Source organism: Segatella copri, from assembly GCF_009494835.1.
In the GTDB taxonomy this organism is placed as follows: domain Bacteria; phylum Bacteroidota; class Bacteroidia; order Bacteroidales; family Bacteroidaceae; genus Prevotella; species Prevotella copri_F.
On the sequence record NZ_VZBE01000087.1, the window covers coordinates 227541 to 246940 of the forward strand.

General features: G+C 46.2%; 14 protein-coding genes and 2 tRNA genes. 13 read left to right on the top strand and 3 right to left on the bottom strand.

Translation table 11 applies throughout. The features are described from left to right. Nucleotides 1-144: 144 nt before the first annotated feature. Nucleotides 145-1035, top strand: coding sequence for an Rpn family recombination-promoting nuclease/putative transposase (locus F7D47_RS13585; protein WP_153085220.1), 891 nt, complete (start codon nucleotides 145-147; stop codon nucleotides 1033-1035). A 291-nt stretch (nucleotides 1036-1326) separates the two neighbouring features. On the opposite strand, the gene F7D47_RS13590 is transcribed toward F7D47_RS13585, so the two are convergent. Then, nucleotides 1327-2391, bottom strand: coding sequence for a M20 family metallo-hydrolase (locus F7D47_RS13590; protein ID WP_153085219.1), 1065 nt, complete (start codon nucleotides 2389-2391; stop codon nucleotides 1327-1329). 130 nt (nucleotides 2392-2521) lie between these two features. On the opposite strand from F7D47_RS13590, the gene F7D47_RS13595 reads away from it, so the two are divergent. From F7D47_RS13595 to F7D47_RS13615, 6 genes are all read left to right on the top strand, one after another. Continuing rightward, on the top strand, nucleotides 2522-4330 hold the full coding sequence (locus F7D47_RS13595; protein WP_153083263.1) for an AMP-dependent synthetase/ligase: 1809 nt from the start codon (nucleotides 2522-2524) through the stop codon (nucleotides 4328-4330). Between the two features lie 39 nt (nucleotides 4331-4369). Continuing rightward, nucleotides 4370-5497 carry a peptide chain release factor 2 gene (gene prfB, locus F7D47_RS13600; RefSeq protein ID WP_153085218.1) on the top strand — a complete coding sequence of 376 codons (1128 nt, stop codon included), beginning with the start codon at nucleotides 4370-4372 and terminating at the stop codon, nucleotides 5495-5497. A 21-nt stretch (nucleotides 5498-5518) separates the two neighbouring features. After that, nucleotides 5519-5668, top strand: a complete 150-nt coding sequence (locus F7D47_RS14825) for a hypothetical protein (protein WP_194252346.1) — start codon at nucleotides 5519-5521, stop codon at nucleotides 5666-5668. Nucleotides 5669-5672: 4 nt separating this feature from the next. Next, entirely contained in the window at nucleotides 5673-6173 is a 501-nt protein-coding gene (locus tag F7D47_RS13605) for a CYTH domain-containing protein (RefSeq protein WP_006847608.1), read from the top strand. 166 nt (nucleotides 6174-6339) lie between these two features. Beyond that, a complete protein-coding gene (locus F7D47_RS13610) occupies nucleotides 6340-7704 on the top strand; it encodes a sodium-dependent transporter (protein ID WP_153085217.1) in 1365 nt (454 codons plus the stop codon). A gap of 122 nt (nucleotides 7705-7826) precedes the next feature. Then, the gene (locus F7D47_RS13615; protein ID WP_153085216.1) at nucleotides 7827-9182 is read left to right on the top strand and encodes a sodium-dependent transporter; all 1356 of its coding nucleotides are present in this window, start codon (nucleotides 7827-7829) and stop codon (nucleotides 9180-9182) included. A 36-nt stretch (nucleotides 9183-9218) separates the two neighbouring features. Here F7D47_RS13615 and F7D47_RS13620 read toward each other — a convergent pair whose 3' ends face one another. Next, a complete protein-coding gene (locus tag F7D47_RS13620; protein ID WP_153085215.1) occupies nucleotides 9219-10151 on the bottom strand; it encodes a helix-hairpin-helix domain-containing protein in 933 nt (310 codons plus the stop codon). Between the two features lie 32 nt (nucleotides 10152-10183). Continuing rightward, a tRNA-Pro gene (locus F7D47_RS13625) sits at nucleotides 10184-10259 on the bottom strand. Between the two features lie 155 nt (nucleotides 10260-10414). Between F7D47_RS13625 and F7D47_RS13630 the strand changes: the two genes are divergently transcribed. From F7D47_RS13630 to F7D47_RS13655, 6 genes are all read left to right on the top strand, one after another. After that, nucleotides 10415-10487, top strand: a tRNA-Phe gene (locus tag F7D47_RS13630). Nucleotides 10488-10686: 199 nt separating this feature from the next. After that, nucleotides 10687-11043 carry a subtilase gene (locus tag F7D47_RS13635; RefSeq protein WP_153085214.1) on the top strand — a complete coding sequence of 119 codons (357 nt, stop codon included), beginning with the start codon at nucleotides 10687-10689 and terminating at the stop codon, nucleotides 11041-11043. A gap of 539 nt (nucleotides 11044-11582) precedes the next feature. Continuing rightward, nucleotides 11583-13925: a pectate lyase gene (locus F7D47_RS13640; protein WP_153085313.1), complete on the top strand. Its 2343-nt coding sequence runs from the start codon at nucleotides 11583-11585 to the stop codon at nucleotides 13923-13925. Nucleotides 13926-14033: 108 nt separating this feature from the next. Further along, nucleotides 14034-15605: a pectate lyase family protein gene (locus tag F7D47_RS13645; RefSeq protein ID WP_153085213.1), complete on the top strand. Its 1572-nt coding sequence runs from the start codon at nucleotides 14034-14036 to the stop codon at nucleotides 15603-15605. A gap of 194 nt (nucleotides 15606-15799) precedes the next feature. Next, a complete protein-coding gene (locus F7D47_RS13650) occupies nucleotides 15800-16894 on the top strand; it encodes a glycoside hydrolase family 53 protein (protein WP_153085212.1) in 1095 nt (364 codons plus the stop codon). A 4-nt stretch (nucleotides 16895-16898) separates the two neighbouring features. Continuing rightward, nucleotides 16899-19349, top strand: a complete 2451-nt coding sequence (locus F7D47_RS13655; protein WP_228113463.1) for a glycoside hydrolase family 2 TIM barrel-domain containing protein — start codon at nucleotides 16899-16901, stop codon at nucleotides 19347-19349. Nucleotides 19350-19400: the final 51 nt, after the last annotated feature.

Genomic DNA, 19400 nt, shown 5'->3' on the forward strand with positions numbered 1-19400 from the left:
ATTTTATTTAACAAGTTAGGGCGCATCCAATCCGGATGCGCCCTTTTTCTTTTCATTCTCTAACTTTTTCAGAAACTTTTCCTAGAAATCTCTTGCAGATATGAAAATAAAGTCGTAACTTTGCGCTATAGAATTTTAAAACAGATGGTTATGAAGTACTTAGACCCTAAGGCAGACCTCACGTTCAAGAAGATATTCGGCAATCATCCTAAAAGACTGATCAGCCTCCTGAACGCACTCCTGCCACTCAGCGAAGAAGAGCAGATACACGAGATAGAGTATCTGCCAACGGAACTTGTGCCCCAGCTAGAAGGGGGCAAGAACACCATAGTTGATGTACTCTGCACCGACGTCAGAGGCAGGAAGTTCTGCGTGGAAATGCAGATGGAATGGTCTGACGCATTCCAGCAGCGAGTACTGTTCAATGCATCCAAGCTCTATGTGAGTCAGGCAAAAAAGGGAGGAAAATACAGCGAACTGCAACCAGTGTATTCTCTCAACCTGATAAATGATATCTTTGCGCATGATACTCCGGATTTCATCCACAACTACCGCATCGTGCACGATAAGGACAGCAATAAGGTCATCGAGGGCTTGCATTTCACCTTCATTGAACTCCCTAAGTTCACTCCTCATTCCATCGCTGACAAGCGCATGATGGTCTTGTGGCTCCGTTTCCTCACAGAAATCAATTCCAACACGAAGGATATTCCTGCCGACCTGCTTAATGATCCGGAGATTGGAAAAGCCGTAGAAGATCTTGAAGTTTCCGGCTTTACAGATGCCGAGCTCAGAGCCTATGACAAGTTTTGGGATTCCGTAAGTGTTGAAAGAACCCTTCTGGATGACAGATACCAGAAAGGAATGGAAGAAGGTATGGAAAAAGGCAGAACTGAAGGCATAGAAGAAGGCATGAACCAGCGAAGCCTTGAAATTGCCAGGAAGATGCTGGCAAAGGGTATGGATGAAGCGTCTATCATGGATATGACGGGGCTGACGGTAGAGGAGATAAAGCTACTGAAAGCGGAGATGTAGATTACGAATATCTCCATATAATCAAGGGTCTATACGCCACCTGTTCATCGTGGCATATAGGCCCTTGTTGTTTCACCGTGAGGTGCAATGTGTGCAAACGATTGCCTCTTTTTTATATCATTTTTCCTATATTCCTTATTCGGTATTCTAAAAAGAAGTCTTATCTTTGCCAGCGAAAGTAAGTAACAAGATAAAAGATGATGGAAAACAGAAAAGCGTGGTTATGTCTAAGGCATAACCGCGCTTCGTTTTTTATTGTATTCTATATAATAATCAGAACGAATATCTCTTTCAGATGCTGGCTCCATCCAAGAGTTCCCGGTATTTAGCTACAGCATCTGAAATCTCGCTTATTCTGATAAATTCATCGGCAGAATGGGAGCGGGAAGACTCTCCTGGTCCCAACTTGAAGGAAGGGAAGTGCATCAGAGCCTGGTCGCTCAACGTTGGACTGCCGAATGGCTTCATGCCCATGGCTACACATTTCCTGATAAGAGGATGCGCCGGGTCGATGCGGGATGACTTCAGACGGAAACTGTGGGCCTTTACCTCGCTCTTCAGGTGCTGGCAGATAAACTTGTAAACCTCCTCGTTGTCGTAAAACTCGTTGGTGCGGATATCCACCAGCATCGTACACTTATCCGGAATCACATTATGCTGGGTTCCGGCATTCACCACGGTAAGCGTCATCTTGGTAGGTCCCAGGAACTCGCTTACCTTCTCAAACTTATAGTCACGAATCCATCGCATATCATCCAATGCCTCGTAGATAGCGTTTACTCCCTCGTTGCGGGCAGCATGACCGCTCTTTCCGTGAGCAATCACATCCAGCACCATCAGTCCCTTTTCGGCAACAGCCGGGTTCATGCCGGTAGGTTCACCTACGATGGCAAGGTCGATATGCGGAAGCAAAGGCAGGGCACGGGGAATGCCATCCTTTCCTGACACCTCTTCTTCGGCGGATGCCAGATAGATAAGATTATACTGCTGAGGCTTTGCGGTCAGCATTCTGAATATCTGGAGGAGCGAACAGAGTCCGCCGCCGCAGTCGTTGCTGCCCAAACCGTAAAGTACACCCTCTTCTACATCCGGTGAAAACGGGTTGCGTGTCCATGAAGCCACAGGCTTCACGGTATCGATGTGAGCGTTGAGCAGCAGGGTAGGTCGGCTCTCATCGTAATGAGGGTCGATAATCCAGATGTTGTTCGCCTCACGATGAGGTTCGAAACCATATTTGCGGATGGTCTGCTCCATGATGTCGGCAGCCTCCTTCTCGTTTCTGCTTACAGATGGGGTGGCGATGAGCTTTTTCAGCAAATCCACGGCATCGCTTACATATTCTTCTTGTGTCATCATAATCTCCCTATTTTTTGATTTCGAGGGCAAAGATACGAAAAAAAGAGCAGATAAAGTGGAAAAAATATCTTTTTATTTTGTGTTCTTAACAAATTCTATTATCTTTGCATCAGAATATAAATATAAGCTTATGCAGATTAATAGTCATCTTTCGGTACTGGTACATGATCTCGCCAAGAAATGGGGAGAGAAAACTGCTTTAACTTTCAGAAAGTTTGGCAGCGACCAGTGGCAATCGGTTTCATTCAACCTCTTTTCCTTAAGAGTGAAACAAGTGAGCAATGCCCTCCTGAATCTTGGGGCTAAACCTCTTGACAAAATCGCTGTCTTCTCGCAGAACTGTGTGCATTATCTGTACACCGACTTCGGTGCGTACGGTATCAGAGTAACCTCTGTGCCTTTCTATGCCAACAGCAGCGAGCAGCAGATTCAATATATGATTAATGATGCGCAGATTCGCTTCCTCTTTGTTGGCGAACAGGAGCAGTATGACAAGGCTCACCGTATCTTTGCCCTCTGTCCTTCTCTGGAACGTATCATCATCTTCGATTCAAGCGTGCGCATCAGTACCCACGATCCTGCAGCCCTCTATTTCAAGGACTTCCTGAAGTTGGGTGAGAATCTTCCTCGTCAGACGGAGGTAGAGGAACTCTACAAGCAGGCAAGTATGGATGATTTGGTTAATATCCTCTATACCAGTGGAACAACTGGAGATAGCAAGGGCGTGATGCTGACCTATAGTCAGTATTATGCTGCTTTGAAGGCAAACGACGAGTGTGTGCCTGTTACAGACAAGGACCGCGTCATCGATTTCCTTCCATTCACCCATATCTTTGAACGTGCCTGGTCTTATCTCTGCTTGAGCGAAGGCGCCGAACTCATCATCAATACTTATCCTCATGAAATTCAGGAGAGTATGCGTGAGACGCATCCTACCTGTATGTGTAGTGTGCCTCGTTTCTGGGAAAAGGTGTATATTGCCGTAAAGGCTAAGATGGATGATGCCGGTCCTATCCAGAAGAAACTCTTCTACCATGCTTTGGCAGTAGGAAAGAAGCGGAATATAGAATATCTGGCAAACTGCAAGCGCCCTCCTCTGACATTGGAGTTGGAATATCAGATTATCAACAAGACCGTTCTGAGCATGGTTCGCAAGCAGTTGGGCTTGGAAAAACCGAATATCTTCCCTACAGCGGGTGCTTATGTAAGTCCGGAAGTAGAGGAGTTTGTACATGCCATCGGTATCAATATGGTGGTGGGTTACGGTCTGACCGAGAGTCTTGCCACCGTATCTTGCGATCATGCTGACAAGAAACGCAGTCTGGGTTCGGTGGGTCGCCCTATCTCCTGCATTCAGGTAAAGATAGGTGAGGATAATGAGGTGCTCCTCAAAGGTCCTACCATCACTCCGGGCTATTATCATCGTGATACCACCAATGCGAAGGCATTCGACAAGGATGGATTCTTCCATACCGGTGATGCCGGCTACTTGAAGGACGGCGAGCTTTATCTCACCGAGCGTATCAAGGACCTGTTCAAGACATCCAACGGTAAATATATCGCTCCGCAGCAGGTAGAATCGTTGCTCCTGGTAGATAAGTTCATCGATCAGGTGGCTGTCATCGCCGACCAGCGCAAGTTCGTATCAGCCCTCGTCGTTCCAGAGTTCCGTCTCGTGGAGGACTGGGCACGTGAGCATCACATCGCCTTCACCTGCCGTGAAGATTTGTGTGCTAACGAGAAGGTGCAGAAGATGCTGATGGACCGTATCCAGATTCTCCAGCAGCATCTGGCTTATTATGAGCAGATTAAGCGCATTACCCTCTTGGCTCACCACTTCTCTATGGAGTCGGGTGAGTTGACCAATACCTTGAAGATTCGCCGCCCTATCATCAACAAGAACTACAAGGCGGAGATTGACAAGATGTATGAGGAGTGATCATCAAGTTTAAAGTTTAAAGTTTATAGTTAAGAGTTAATGATTACAGCTGACCAATTGAAGGATGTGATGGACAGAGCAGAAGCTCTGCATCGCTATCTCAATATAGACCAGAAGAAAGTAGAATTTGAAGAGGAGCAGCTCCGTACCCAGGCTCCTGACTTCTGGGAAGACCCGAAGTATGCACAGGAGCAGATGAAGAAGGTGAAAGGCATCCAGAAATGGCTCGACGGTTATAAGACTGTACGTCTTTATGCTGATGAACTGCAGCTTGCCTTCGATTTCTATAAAGACGAAATGGTAACCGAGGAAGAGGTGGATGCCGATTATGCCAAGGCGATCAAAGCCATCGAAGACCTGGAGTTGAAGAACATGCTTCGCCAGAAAGAAGACCCGATGGACTGCGTGCTCAAGATTAATTCCGGTGCCGGTGGTACAGAAAGCCAGGACTGGGCACAGATGCTGATGCGTATGTATATGCGCTGGGCTGAGGCTCATGGCTACAAGGTAACCATCACCGATATGCAGGAAGGCGATGAGGCTGGTATCAAGAGCGTCACCATGACCATTGAGGGCGGTGAGTACGCTTATGGCTATCTGAAGAGCGAGAACGGTGTGCACCGACTGGTGCGTGTTTCTCCTTTCAATGCCCAGGGCAAGCGAATGACCAGTTTCGCCAGTGTCTTCGTAACTCCGCTGGTAGATGATACCATCGAGGTATATGTTGACCCAGCCAAACTCTCCTGGGATACCTTCCGTTCGAGTGGTGCCGGTGGTCAGAATGTGAACAAGGTTGAATCCGGTGTCCGTCTGCGTTATTGGTATACCGACCCTGATACAGGTGAGGAAGAAGAAATCCTCATTGAGAACACCGAGACCCGTGACCAGCCAAAGAACCGTGCTAAAGCATTGTTGCTCTTGAAGAGCCAACTCTACGACCGCGCCATGAAGAAGCGTCTGGAGGCTAAGGCTAAGATTGAGGCTGGTAAGAAGAAGATAGAGTGGGGAAGCCAGATTAGAAGTTATGTCTTCGATGACCGTCGTGTGAAAGACCACCGTACCAACTATCAGACATCGGATGTAGATGGCGTGATGGACGGCAAGATAGATGATTTCATCAAGGCATACCTGATGGAGTTCCCTACGAATGATGACGAACAACAATAATAATCTAAAAAATATACGACTATGAGTGGAAATAAAGACTTAAGAAGAGCCAAACATGAGGCTTATCAGAAGAAACAGGCTGCAAAAGGCGAGAAAGTAATCAAGTGGATATTCGGTGGATTGATTGTCCTCGGTATTCTTTTTGCCATCTATGCAACAACATTAGTATAAAACAATGAGTGGATTAGAAATAGAAAGAAAATTCCTCGTTAAGAAGGGCGACGCTTATAAAAGCGCCGCCTTTTCTTCTAGTCATATCCAGCAGGGATATATTCCTGCCGAGGGGGCTACGGTGCGGGTTCGCACACGGGACGAGAAGGCTTACCTTACCATTAAGGGCAAGTCGGTAAATGGCGGCATGACCCGCTATGAGTTTGAAAAGGAGATAACGATGGACGAGGCGCAGCATCTTCTGCAACTTTGTCAGGGTGGCGTCATCGATAAGCGTCGCTATCTGGTGAAAAGTGGCAGTCATACCTTCGAGGTAGATGAGTTCTATGGCGATAATGAAGGTCTGGTCATGGCAGAGGTGGAGTTGGCTAGCGAGACCGAAGCCTATGAGAAACCTGATTTCATCGGTATGGAGGTAACAGGTGACAAGCGATTCTACAATTCGCATCTCTTGGGCAATCCTTTCTCGAAGTGGCGTGATACCTTGCCGGCTGAATATCGTTAGAAAATGTATCGAAAAGGTCATTTCTGCGCTCTAAAACAGACTAAATAGCATAAATATTACTAAATTTGCGTTTTTGCTTTCAAATAATTCATTTATTTCAGAATTATTTTATAATTTTGCACGAAGAAAAATTAAAAAATAAGAAATTAGTAATAGAAAGATAGAAATGACTGATTCAAATAGAGGAAGTTTTGGTAGCAAGATTGGATTGATTCTTGCTACAGCAGGTGGCGCCGTAGGTTTGGGTAACGTATGGCGCTTCCCTTATATGGCTGGTCAGGAAGGTGGCGCAGCCTTTATTCTGGTATACATCGGAAGTGTGCTCCTGTTGGGCATTCCATGTATGATTTCTGAGTTTATCATCGGCCGTCATGGTGCCTCTAATACCGCACGTGCCTATACCAAACTCTCTAATGGTACGGCATGGAAGTGGGTAGGCTACCTGGAGGTGCTTACCGGTTTCCTGATTACGGGCTATTATGCGGTGGTTTCGGGCTGGTGTCTGCAGTATGTCTATGCCAGTATCATGGGCGAACTGCATGGTGACCCTACCTTTGTGGCGAATTACTTCAAGGAGTTTTCTTCTGATCCTGTGCGCCCGGTTATGTGGACGGTAGCGATATTCCTGATTTGTCATTTCGTGATTATTCATGGTGTGCGCGGCGGTATAGAGAAGGCTTCTAAGGTGATGATGCCTCTCCTGTTCATCCTGCTTTTGATCATTGTGGTAGCAGCTTGTCTGTTGCCGGATGCAGGTAAGGGCGTGGAGTTTCTGTTGAAGCCTGATTTCGGAAAGGTAGACAGAAACGTGTTCCTGAATGCTTTGGGACAGTCGTTCTATTCTATGAGTATCGGTATGGGCTGTATCTGTACCTATGCCTCTTACTTCAGCCGTCAGACCAATCTCTTCAAGAGTGCTTTGCAGATTTCCATCATCGATTTGCTGGTAGCAGTACTGGCTGGTCTGATGATTTTCCCTGCAGCCTTCTCTGTAGGAGTATCACCGGATAGTGGTCCTTCGCTCATCTTTATCACTTTGCCGAATGTCTTTAATCAGGCATTTGCATCGTTACCTTTATTGGGATGGATCATCTCGCTGCTCTTCTACGTGTTGCTGTCGGTAGCTGCCTTGACCTCGCTGATGTCACTTCATGAGGTGAATACTTCTTTCTTCTACGAGGAGTTGAAGATAGACCGCAAGAAGGGTGCTACCATCGTTACGGTTTCCTGTGCCGTCATCGGAGCCTTCTGTTCGCTCTCATTGGGTGCAACAGACAAGCTTTCATTCTTCGGAAAGGCGCTGTTCGATTGGTTCGACTTCGTTACGGGTCAGATATTCCTTCCTTTGGCAGGATTCCTTACCTGCCTGTTCCTGGGTTGGTATGTACCTAAGCAGATCGTACAGGATGAGTTTACCAACTGGGGAACCTTGAAGGGCCGTCTCTTCGGTATCTATCTTTTCCTGATTAAGTTCGTTTGTCCTGTCCTCATCTTCCTGGTATTCCTGAACCAGTTTGGTGTCTTCGGATAAAGCATTTGTAATCGGATAGATAATAATCATATATATAATTAAGGTATATAATATATATAATAAGGTGTAGCATCTGCCGTTTCGTCGGAAAAAATAAATACTACACATTAAATACTAAGATAATGGAAACAAGAGGAAATTTTGGTAGTAAGTTGGGCGTTATTCTTGCCACAGCCGGCTCGGCAGTCGGTTTGGGTAATGTGTGGCGTTTCCCTTATATGGCTGGTCAGAATGGTGGTGCCGCCTTCATTCTCATCTATTTGGTATGTATCATCCTACTCGGATTGCCTGGCATGATGAGTGAATTCATCATCGGCCGTCATTCCGCATCCAATGCAGCCCGAGCTTATACCAATCTGGGTAAGCATAAGGCTTGGGGTGCCTTGGGCTTGATGGGTATCATCACCTCTATGATTATCCTGGGTTTCTATGCCGTAGTGGCTGGCTGGTGCCTGCAGTATCTCTATGCCAGTATCATGGGCGGTGTTCATGGCGACGCAGAGTATGTGAAGACCTATTTCCAGACCTTTGCAGCCGATCCTATCCGTCCTACCTTATGGGCTGTAGGTTTTATCCTGCTTACCCACATGGTGGTAGTACGCGGTGTGCGAAATGGTATAGAGAAAGCATCCAAGATACTGATGCCTATGCTCTTCTTCCTGTTGATTGTGATTGTGATAGCTTCCTGCTCTCTGCCGGGAGCGATGAAGGGAGTGGAGTTCCTGCTGAAGCCGGATTTCTCTAAGGTAGATGAAAACGTGTTGCTCGAAGCGCTGGGACAGGCGTTCTTCTCTTTGAGCATGGGTACGGCATGTCTGTGTACTTATGCCTCTTACTTCAACAGACAGACCAATCTCTTGAAGTCGGCTACTCAGATTGTGACCATTGATACGGTAATCGCCGTATTGGCAGGTTTGATGATCTTCCCTGCAGCCTTCTCGGTAGGTGTGCAGCCAGACAGCGGTCCTTCGCTCATCTTCATTACCTTGCCAAACGTATTCCAGCAGGCTTTCGGTAACATGCCGGTTGTCGGTTATGTGATTTCGGTGTTGTTCTATGCTTTGCTGGTATTGGCAGCCCTGACTTCTACCATCTCGATGCACGAGATAGGTACCGCCTTTATTTATGAGGAGGGTAAGATAAGCCGTGCCAAGGGAGCCTGGTTCGAGACCATCGTTTGCAGCATCATAGCTGTATTCTGTTCGCTCTCTCAGGGTGCCGTACCTGATTTGGGCTTCTTCGGCAAGGATTTCCTGAGCAATTGTGACAACTTTACTGCCCAGCTGCTCATGCCGTTGAGTTCATTCATCACCTGTCTGTTCCTGGGATGGTATGTGCCAAAGAAGATTGTGCGTGATGAGTTTACTAACTGGGGAACCCTGAAGGGAACTCTCTTCCCAGTCTTCCTGTTCACCATCCGTTTTATCTGTCCAGTCTGTATTTTCCTTATCTTCCTGCACCAGTTTGGTGTCATTTAGCAAAACCGGCAAACTTGCAGACAGGCTATCTTGCCCCTAGTAGGCAAGATAAGGCTTGATTCTTTCTATTTCGGCAGGTGGAAAGTCTTTGAGGAGACGCAGCTCTTCAGCACTTTTCAGCGGACCATGGGTTCTGCGGTAGTTTACGATTTCCTTTGCCTGGTAAAAGTCCAGGTAAGGATGTTTGCGCAGTTCGGCTAAACTGAGCTGGTTGACATTCATTTTCCGGATATGTTTTGCATCAATATTCATATAGTGGAGGGCTGTCTCGGGCACGCCTTCCACTTCTTGTATCTGGCTCATGGAAACGAAACCGCCTAACCGCTCTCTGTAACGGATGATGCTTCTGGCATAGTAAGAGCCTATGCCGGGAATTTTCTGCAGTTCGGTCGTATCAGCAGAATTGATGTTGATATACTGACCTTCTTTCAGTTTTCGTGGATAACTGTATTGGGTAGTGTCTTTCTTCCTTTCTTCTCTGGTTCTTATAGCCGTTTCTTGATAGCCGTAGTTGTATCTTTCTCTTGGATAAAAGTTGGCAGCCGGCTGGTAGTCTTTACCAATTCTGATAAAGGGCAGCAGTTTTTCGAATTGCTTCTTGGTTAGTCCGTAAACCCGTGCAAAGTCTCTAGGTGTCCTGAAGATACCTCCTTTATTTCGATATTTGATGATGTTTCTGGCTTGCCATGATGCCAGTCCCAGCCGTTGGAAATCAGATTGGCTTGCCGTATTGGGGTCAAAGGCGAATACTTCGCTCGACTGAAGTCCGTCTTCATAATAGCCTGGCTGTTGCCGCGTAGCATATCTGATGATACTATCGTTATGGGCTTGTTGCTTTTCTGAGGGCATAGTTTCTTTAGAACCTACAATGAAAATCATTGTGGTACTGACAACGAGCAGGGTCAGGATTACGAGTAATGCTCGCCGTTCATGGTAATTGATATAAAAAAAATCCTTTAAAAACTTCATAGGCTTACGGATTTTAAGTCTATATGATTGTTTGGTCGGGATTACTGGACTCGAACCAGCGACCTCATCGTCCCGAACGACGTGCGCTACCAACTGCGCTAAATCCCGATATCTGCTGCAAAGGTACATTAAATAATGGACAACACCAACAAAAATAGACTTTTTTATCTTTTTTTGAAAGAAATTTCCCGAAAAATTTGCAGGAACCAGAAAAAAGTATTACCTTTGCACCCGCAAATGATAAATCGCGATTTGTGAAAGTTGGTGCCATAGCTCAGTTGGTAGAGCAAAGGACTGAAAATCCTTGTGTCCCCGGTTCGATTCCTGGTGGTACCACTTCTTTAAGAGACTGAATCTTCGTAACAGGATTCAGTCTTTTTTTATGCCCTTTTTTATAATATTCTATTTTACACTTATGAAAACGTTTGCGTAAGAAAAATGCGCCAGGATGTTTTATAATAGCTATTTTTTCACTACTTTTGCACTGTAAGATTCAAAAACAAACAAAAAATAAATCTAACAAACATTCATTAAAATGAAAAAAGCTTATTTATTATTGTTGGCTGGAATGTTGTCTACGGCAGTATTTGCCGGCAGCAAACAGACGGTTAAGATTGATGGTCAGCTCATAGAAAAGACTGTCTCAGAGATTACCTTCGATGGCGACAATGTTGTTCTTCAGTATGCAGATAATACATCTGATCAGGCAGACATGTCGCTCGTAACCCTTTCTTTCACTTATCAAACTACCGGCATCAGCCAGGTAGAAGATATAAAGAAAGCATTGCGAGGTAAGGTTTATAACCTTCAGGGCCAGTATGTAGGTTCTTCCCTCCAGGGTTTGTCTAAGGGTGTTTATATTATTAATGGTAAGAAAGTAATCATCAAGTAAAAAAGGAGGAACGCAAAATGAAGAAAATGGTATTTACTTTGGCACTCCTCCTGATGAGTTTGAGTGCAGCTTTGGCACAGACATGGACATTTGGTGCAATGAGCGAGGCTGACAAGGCTTTATGTGCAGCTGATGCCAACTGGGTATTGGGAACTGATCGCTACGGCTATACCTTAGCTTTGGAAAATGAAGCTCTTGTAGCAAATGGCTCAGAATTGGCTTATGCTAAGGGCTTGAAGTTTACTGCTGGTGCTCCTGCTGATAAAACCGAAGGAAAAGCAAAAGTCCGCTTGAACTATGGCTCTTCTCGCTTGGAATTGAACGGAAATGGTGTTTCTTTGACTATTCCGAGTTTGAAGGCTGGTCAGAAAGTTACTGTAAGTTGCTCTACTGGTAAAACAGGAACGGCACGTGGCTTGGATGCTACAAATATCACTCCTGTTTCTGGCTCTTTCAATGCTACTTCTGCAGATCAGGTTACCAACGTAGGTACAGTAACAGCTGATGGTGATGTCGTGTTGAAAACCAATGGTGGTGGTATGAATATCTATAGCATCAAGGTTGAGACTGTAGGTGGCGGATCTAGCGATACTCCTGGTTCTACCGACAAGATTACCCATGCCGTGGCTCGTAACAGCAAGGTCAATCAGATGTATGTTACCACCAAGTCGGGTGATGTGAAGTATTATAATACTGCAGACTTGACAAGTGTGAAGTTCGAAGGTGATAAGGCAATCATCGCACCTAAATCAGGTTCAGAGAATGATGAGTACAATGCTTCAGTTCAAGCCATCAGATTTGCTAAGAAGGCCGATCAGGGCGAAAGTGGTGATATTGACAATCCTGCAGGTGTGATTCAGATTACTGAGGCAAAGGGCTGGCAGGAGTCTGCCTACCTGAAGTGGGCTCCATTCGAGGGTGCTTCTTCTTATAATGTATATGTAGATGACAAGAAGATTGATGCTCAGCTGGTTCGTCAGTATGCTTCTTACTATCGTGCTGATGTTCTCGGTTTGAAGAAAGGCACTTATTCTGTAAAGGTTGTTCCTGTAAATGCTGAAGGTAAAGAGATTGCTGGTGCCAATACAGCTTCTAACTTGGTAGTAAAAAGCTATAACCGTGAGGGCTTTGCTCATTTCAAGTATGCTGGTGTAGGTGCTTATAATAATGATGGTACTTTGAAGGCTGGTGCTAAGGTTCTCTATATTACAGCCAAGACAGCTAAGACCGTTTCTACAACAGTTAATACGGGTAAACTTGAGACCATTACCGGTCTTCAGTCTATTATTGATGCTTATCAAAAGGGTGAGGATACAACTCCTATCGTCTTCCGAATCATCGGTAAGGTAAGCCTTTCTGACTTGGACAAAATTTCAAGTTCTGCAGAAGGTTTGCAGATTAAAGGTAAGGGTGCTCACTCTGTAATGAACATGACTTTCGAAGGAGTCGGTGATGATGCTACTGTATATGGATTTGGTTTCTTGCTTCGTAATACCAAGAGTGTAGAGTTCCGTAACTTTGCTATCATGCGTTGCCTGGATGATGCCATGTCTCTTGATACTGATAACTCTCATGTATGGATTCACAACATGGATCTCTTCTATGGTAAGAAGGGTGGCGCTGCTGACCAGGCTAAGGGTGATGGTACTGTAGATATCAAGGGTGACTCCCAGTATATAACTGTAGCATACAACCGTTTCTGGGATAATGGTAAGGCTTCTATGTGTGGTATGACGAGTGAAAGTGGCCCTAACTATATCACTTATCACCACAACTGGTTCGACCATTCTGACTCTCGTATGGCCCGTATTCGTACCATGAGTGTTCACATGTACAACAACTACTATCTGCACAATGATGTTTATGGTGTTGGTGCAACATCGGGCTCAAGTGTGTTCATGGAGTCTAACTACTTTGATGCTACCAAGCGTCCTATCATGAGTTCTCTGCAGGGTACTGATGCCAAGGGTGATGGTACTTTCTCTGGTGAGAAAGGTGGTTTGATTAAGGCATACGGCAATGTATTTGCCAACAAGCCAGACAACTTCAGCTATATCCCATACGCAGAAAACAATACAAGCTTCGATGCCTACGAGGTTTCTGATCCAAGTGAGCAGGTTCCTTCAAGCGTAAAGACTTTGGTAGGTGGTACTTCTTATGATAACTTCGATACCAACTCAAGCCTCATGTATGCATACGCTGCTGATAAGGCAGAAGATGTTCCTTCTATCGTAGAAGGCTTCTATGGTGCAGGTCGTTTGAATCATGGTGACATTGATTTCGTTATTCCTGATGAGACAGTCGTAACAAATGGTCATCAGCAGCCATGGCCTGCTTTGGCAAGTATTCTTGACGCTTATACTTCTGGTGTTGTTAAAGTGTTCGGTGAGAGCAATGCAACAGGCGAAGGTGGTTCTACTGAAGGTGGAAGCACTGGTGGTGAGACAGGTGGTTCTGGCGAAGGTGGTAGCACTGGCGGCTCTACTGGTGGTTCAGAAGGTGGCAGCACAGTAACTCCTATCGAGGGTACAGTAACTTGCTCATTTGCTGGAGGTAAGGCTTCTAATAGTAGCTTTACTGTAGCGGGAAACTTTAAAAATAGTACAACTGGGGTAACTGTAGATGGAAATACTTATAATGATTACCTCAAATTAGAATCTTCTGCAGGTACAGTATCTTTTAAGACAACAGCAAAAATGCAGATGACTTGTTATACTGGTGATACAAAGGCAAAATTAAAGATTGATGGTGCTGATGTTACTGGTGATACAACCAAGGGCGTTGTTACTGTAACTCTTGAGGTAGGTGATCATTCTATAGCCAAGGCTGGTTCTGGTTCTAAGTCTTTATATCTCATCAAACTTGTACCTGTAACAGAATAATGAATGTGTTTTGCCCGATGAGGGAAGGATGTATACAATAATTTCAAGGGCTGTCTTTTCTTGAAGAGGACAGCCCTTTTTTAGAAACAAAAACTAATCTTATCTAAAATGAAACAAACAAACTCTACTTTTTCTGCACAGCTTAAGGCTGTTTGCCGTAAAACTCTCTTGGCTTCTGCTTTGCTTTGTAGCTTCTCTATGATGGCAAATGCACAGACCCAGGATGGTCGTGACTTCTCTATAGATGGCTTTGCTGCCTATGAAGGCGTTCCTGGTACTAACTGGTTTCGTGCCGGAGGAACTACCGGCGGTGCCGGTGGCAAGGTGGTGAAGGCTGATAACTTCTCTCAGTTGCAGGCTTATCTCCAGGCAACAGATCCATATATCGTTATCGTTGACCATGATATTACTACAGGTATCAAGTGTTATGTGGATGATCTGAGTACCGGTCGTTTGCTTGACGACCAGAGTGGTAAGTCTGGCGTAGAGTCTGTCTATGGCGAGCGCATTATGGTTGCTCCTAATAAGACTTTGATTGGCGTGGTGAACCCAACAACAGGTGAGGCTCCTCTCTTTTCTCATATCACCTTCGTGATGCAGTCGGTTGATAACATTATTATCCGTAACTGCCGTTTCACCATGAAGGGCGTTCCTGTGCTCAGAACAGGTGAGAATAAGATTGTGGCTTGGCGTAATGGAGCACAGGTAGAAGTGGGTGACCCTGACTGCATCGGAATCCAGGCAGATAAGGTGAGTGCCAAGACCGACTGGGGTGGACATATCTGGATAGACCATTGTGAATTCTTCAATGGTGGTGCAGCCAATAAAGACCGCTATGATGGTTTGCTCGACTGCAAGAACAATGTGCAGTGGATGACATTCAGCTATAACTATTTCCACGACCATGACAAGAGCTGCTTGTGGGGTAAGGGTGATTCTGATGTTTATGAGAACTGCCGCACCATCTCTTTCCATCATAATTTCTTTGATCAGATAAAAGGCTCCCGTCTTCCTCTCCAGCGTGGTGGTCATGTACATTATTATAATAACTATATGCGTGGTTGCGAGGATGGCTGGGATATCCGTACAGGAGCTGTGGCATACGAAGAAGGTTGCTATTTCGAAGATACGAAGTCGCCTATCCGCTCAGATAGAGGTGGTAGCTTGAATATCTCTAAGGCTGAAGGCTATGATTGTATCTACAAGGGCTGTAACAACTTGATGGAAGGTTATACCAATATTGATGGCGCTAAGATTAGCAAGTCTCTTCCTGTAACCAAGACAGATTGGGTTCCTACTCAAACCACATCCTCTTACACCCAGCATTATCTCGACAAGACAGTGGATGTTCCTACCATCTGTGAAAAGTATTCTGGCGCAGGTAAGGTAGAAATCTGGAAGGCTTATACCTCTGCAATTCCTGTGGTGGATGTGTCTGAATTCGATCATGCCATCAAGAATTACAGCACAGCTAAGACCTACGATGCAGAAGGAAAGGAAATGGCAGGTGCTACAACCGGTATTTCCCATACCGACATGTTAGCAGAAACCGGCTCCTCTCGCATCGAGTATTATGATTTGGCTGGTTCCCGGCTTTCTGTACCTCAGAAGGGAATCAATATCGTCAGGAAGGTGAGCCTTGATGGACATGTAAGCGTGAAGAAGGTAATTGTCAGGTGAGAATCCGATAAAGATTCTTGCCTCTTTAATGAAAAAACGGACAAAAGCTAGATAAAGATTTGCTTTTGTCCGTTTTTTCTTTATTTTTGTCTGAAATCTGTCTGCTGTTTTTTTCTCTTTTCTCTACTTTTGCAACCGAAACAATTTTAAACGTAAACGCATTTAAACGTAAAACGCAACCTAAAAGTAAAACAATGAAGAATATATTAGGAAAAGCCATGTTGCTGGCTACAGCGCTCTTGTTCTCTATTACAGGAACAAGTTGCAGCAGCGACGATTCTCCGGTTCATGAGCAGGAGAAAACATACGATATGAGCGGTTTTGCCAAGGGCGCCGATGTAAGTTGGCTCACAGAGATGGAGAAGGACGGTGTGAAATTCTATAATCAGAATGGCAAGGCTACAGAATGCATGAAGCTCCTCCGCGAAGAGGGAACCAATTCCATCCGTCTGCGTGTCTGGGTAAATCCGGAAGGTGGCTGGTGTGGCAAGGATGATGTCATCGCCAAGGCTTGGCGTGCTCAGCAGCTCGGCTTCCGTCTGATGATTGACTTCCACTATTCTGATTCCTGGGCTGACCCGGCTCACCAGACTGTTCCTGCTGCATGGCAGGGCTATACAGCCGAACAGATGAAACAGGCTGTGGCTGATCATACCAAGGATGTGTTGAAAGCCTTGAAGGATAGAGGTGTAACCAACGTAGAGTGGGTACAGGTGGGTAATGAAACCCGCGACGGTATGCTCTGGAATAGCGATGAGGCTGTAACCGCTCAGGTATCTAAGAATGCAGACAACTTTGCTGCTTATATCAACGCCGGATATGATGCTGTAAAGGAAGTTTATCCTAATGCAAAGGTCATCGTGCACGTGGATCAAGGACAGGACCTCGGTGGACTTACCTGGCTCTACGATAAGCTGAAGGACAATGGCGGAAAGTGGGATGTCATCGGACTGTCTCTTTATCCAGAAGATGATAACTGGCAGAGTTATGCAGAGAACTGTCTCTCTAACATCCAGACTCTTTCTTCCATGTATGGCAAGGACGTCATCATCTCTGAAATCGGTATGTGGTGGGGTTCTGAGCAGGCTGCGCCATTGATGAAGAAGATGGTGGATGGCTGTAAGAAGATTTCTACCTGCGAGGGTATCTTCTATTGGGAACCGGAAGTTTACAACAACTGGAAACCAGCCAACTATATCACTCTGGGTTGGGAGGCATATACCAAGGGAGCCTTCGACAACAGCGGCAAACCAACTGCCGTATTCGATGCATATAAAAATATTAAATAGCAATATGATCAAGAGAAGCATTACTTTCATGACTCTTGCCCTGGCACTCACTACGCTGTGCCAGGCGCAGAGCAGAAAGGTTATCAACCTGCCTTCATGGGACTTCTCCCGTGATGGCAAGGCGTGGCAGCAGGTAGCTGTTCCGCACGATTGGGCTATCTCGGGACCTTTTGATAAGAAATGGGACCTGCAGATGGTGGCCATCGAGCAAAATGGCGAAACCGAGAAGACCGAGAAGTCGGGACGTTCTGGTGCACTGCCTTGGATAGGTGAGGGTATGTATAAGATGAACTGGACGGCTCCTAAGGGCTATAAGCGTGCCGTACTCGTCTTCGACGGTGCCATGAGCCAGCCTGTTGTCAGCGTCAATGGCAAGGAGGCAGGCAAATGGGCTTACGGCTACAATGCCTTCCGCATCGACATCACACCTTTCATCCAGTTTGGTAAGAGTAATCTCATCGAGGTACATCTTAATAATGTAGAGGAGAGCAGCCGATGGTATCCGGGAGGCGGTCTTTACCGTCCGGTTTCCGTAGAACTCTATGGCAACGAAAACTTCTCTACCTGGGATACCTTCGTGCGTACCCTGAAGGCTGATAAGCAGGAAGCTGAAGTAGAAGTAAATGCGCTGCTGGAAGGAAAGACTGGTAAGTCGGGCAAGACCGTCATAGCCCTGTTGGATGAGGCTGGCAAGAAGGTTGCCGAGCAGACCGTCACAGGTGCCAATCCTGAAATCAAGACTACTCTGAAGGTGGCGAATCCTCAGCTCTGGTCTCCGGAATCTCCTTACCTCTATCAGGTAAAGCTTACCCGATATGAAGGAAAGAAGGTGGCTGATGTGCAGACCCTGAAGACCGGTATCCGCACCATTGCCGTATCCAAGAATAATGGTTTCCAGCTCAATGGCGTTACCCGCAAACTGAAGGGTGTCTGTCTGCACCACGACCTCGGTCCATTGGGTGCAGCAGAAAACAAGGCAGCCCTTATCCGTCAGATCAAGATGATGAAGCAGATGGGTTGCGACGCCATCCGTACTGCCCACAACATGCCTTCTACCATGCAGATGGAAATCTGCGATTCCCTCGGTATGATGGTGATGGCAGAGAGTTTCGATATGTGGATTTATCCTAAATGCAAGAACGGCTATGCCAAGTTCTTCAAGGAGTGGAGCGATAAGGATATCACCAATCTGGTAAAGCACCACCGCAACCATCCTAGCATCGTGATGTGGAGCATCGGTAACGAGATTCCTGAACAGTGGAGCAAGGAGGGTATGGAGATAGCCAAGCATCTGCAGGATCTCTGTCATCAGTACGACCCATCCCGTCCTGTTACCCAGGGCATGGATAAGGCAGAAGATGCCCTGAAGAGCGGCTTTGCCCAGGTAATGGACGTTCCGGGCTTCAATTATCGCGTACATAAATATTATAAGAATATTGAGCAGTTGCCTCAGGGCTTCCTCCTCGGTTCTGAAACCGCCTCTACGGTCAGCTCCCGTGGCGTATACAAGTTCCCGGTAGTGGTAAGTGATAAGGCTACCTATCCTGATGGTCAGTGCTCAAGCTATGATACCGAATACTGTTCCTGGAGTAATCTTCCGGATGATGACTGGAAGATGCAGGATGACTACAGTTGGGTAATCGGTGAGTTTGTATGGACCGGTTACGACTATCTCGGCGAGCCTACTCCGTACGATACCTACTGGCCAAGCCGTAGCAGCTACTTCGGTATCTGCGACCTTGCCGGACTTCCAAAGGACCGTTACTATATGTATCGTGCCCGCTGGAACGAGCAGCAGCATACTACCCATCTTCTTCCTCACTGGAACTGGAAGGGCAGGGAAGGACAGGTTACCCCTGTATATTGCTATACCGATGGTGTGGAAGGCGAGCTCTTCGTCAACGGCAAGAGTCAGGGCAGGGTTCGCAAGGACAAGTCAAGCCGTCTGGACCGCTACCGTCTGCGCTGGAACAATGTGAAGTATGAACCGGGTGAGATTCGCGTGGTTACCTACAACCAGTATGGCGATAAGGTTGGCGAGGACGTGAAGCGTACTGCTGGTGAGCCTGCACAGATAAAGTTCAGTGTAGAAACACCAGATCATGAGCCTATTGCCTGCATGGTAGAAGGCTGTACCGATGAGCACAATGTTCTTCTCAATGCCGATGGTAACGACCTTGCCTTCATCACCGTGAGTCTGCAGGATAAGGACGGCAATGAATGTCCGCTTGCCGATGACGAACTGACCTTCGAGGTGAGTGGTGCCGGCTCTTTCAAGGCAGCCTGCAACGGCGATGCCACATCGCTCGAACCGTTCACCCAGCCACAGATGAAACTCTTCTCCGGCAAACTCGTTGTCATCGTACAGAGCAGCAAGCAGAAGGGCGACATCATCCTGAAGGTAAAAGACAGCAAGCGAAATATCGAAAAGTCGATTACGCTCCAGGCAATATAAGAAGACTGAGACAGATTTCAGTTGGTTATAAAGTATATAGTTTATATCGGA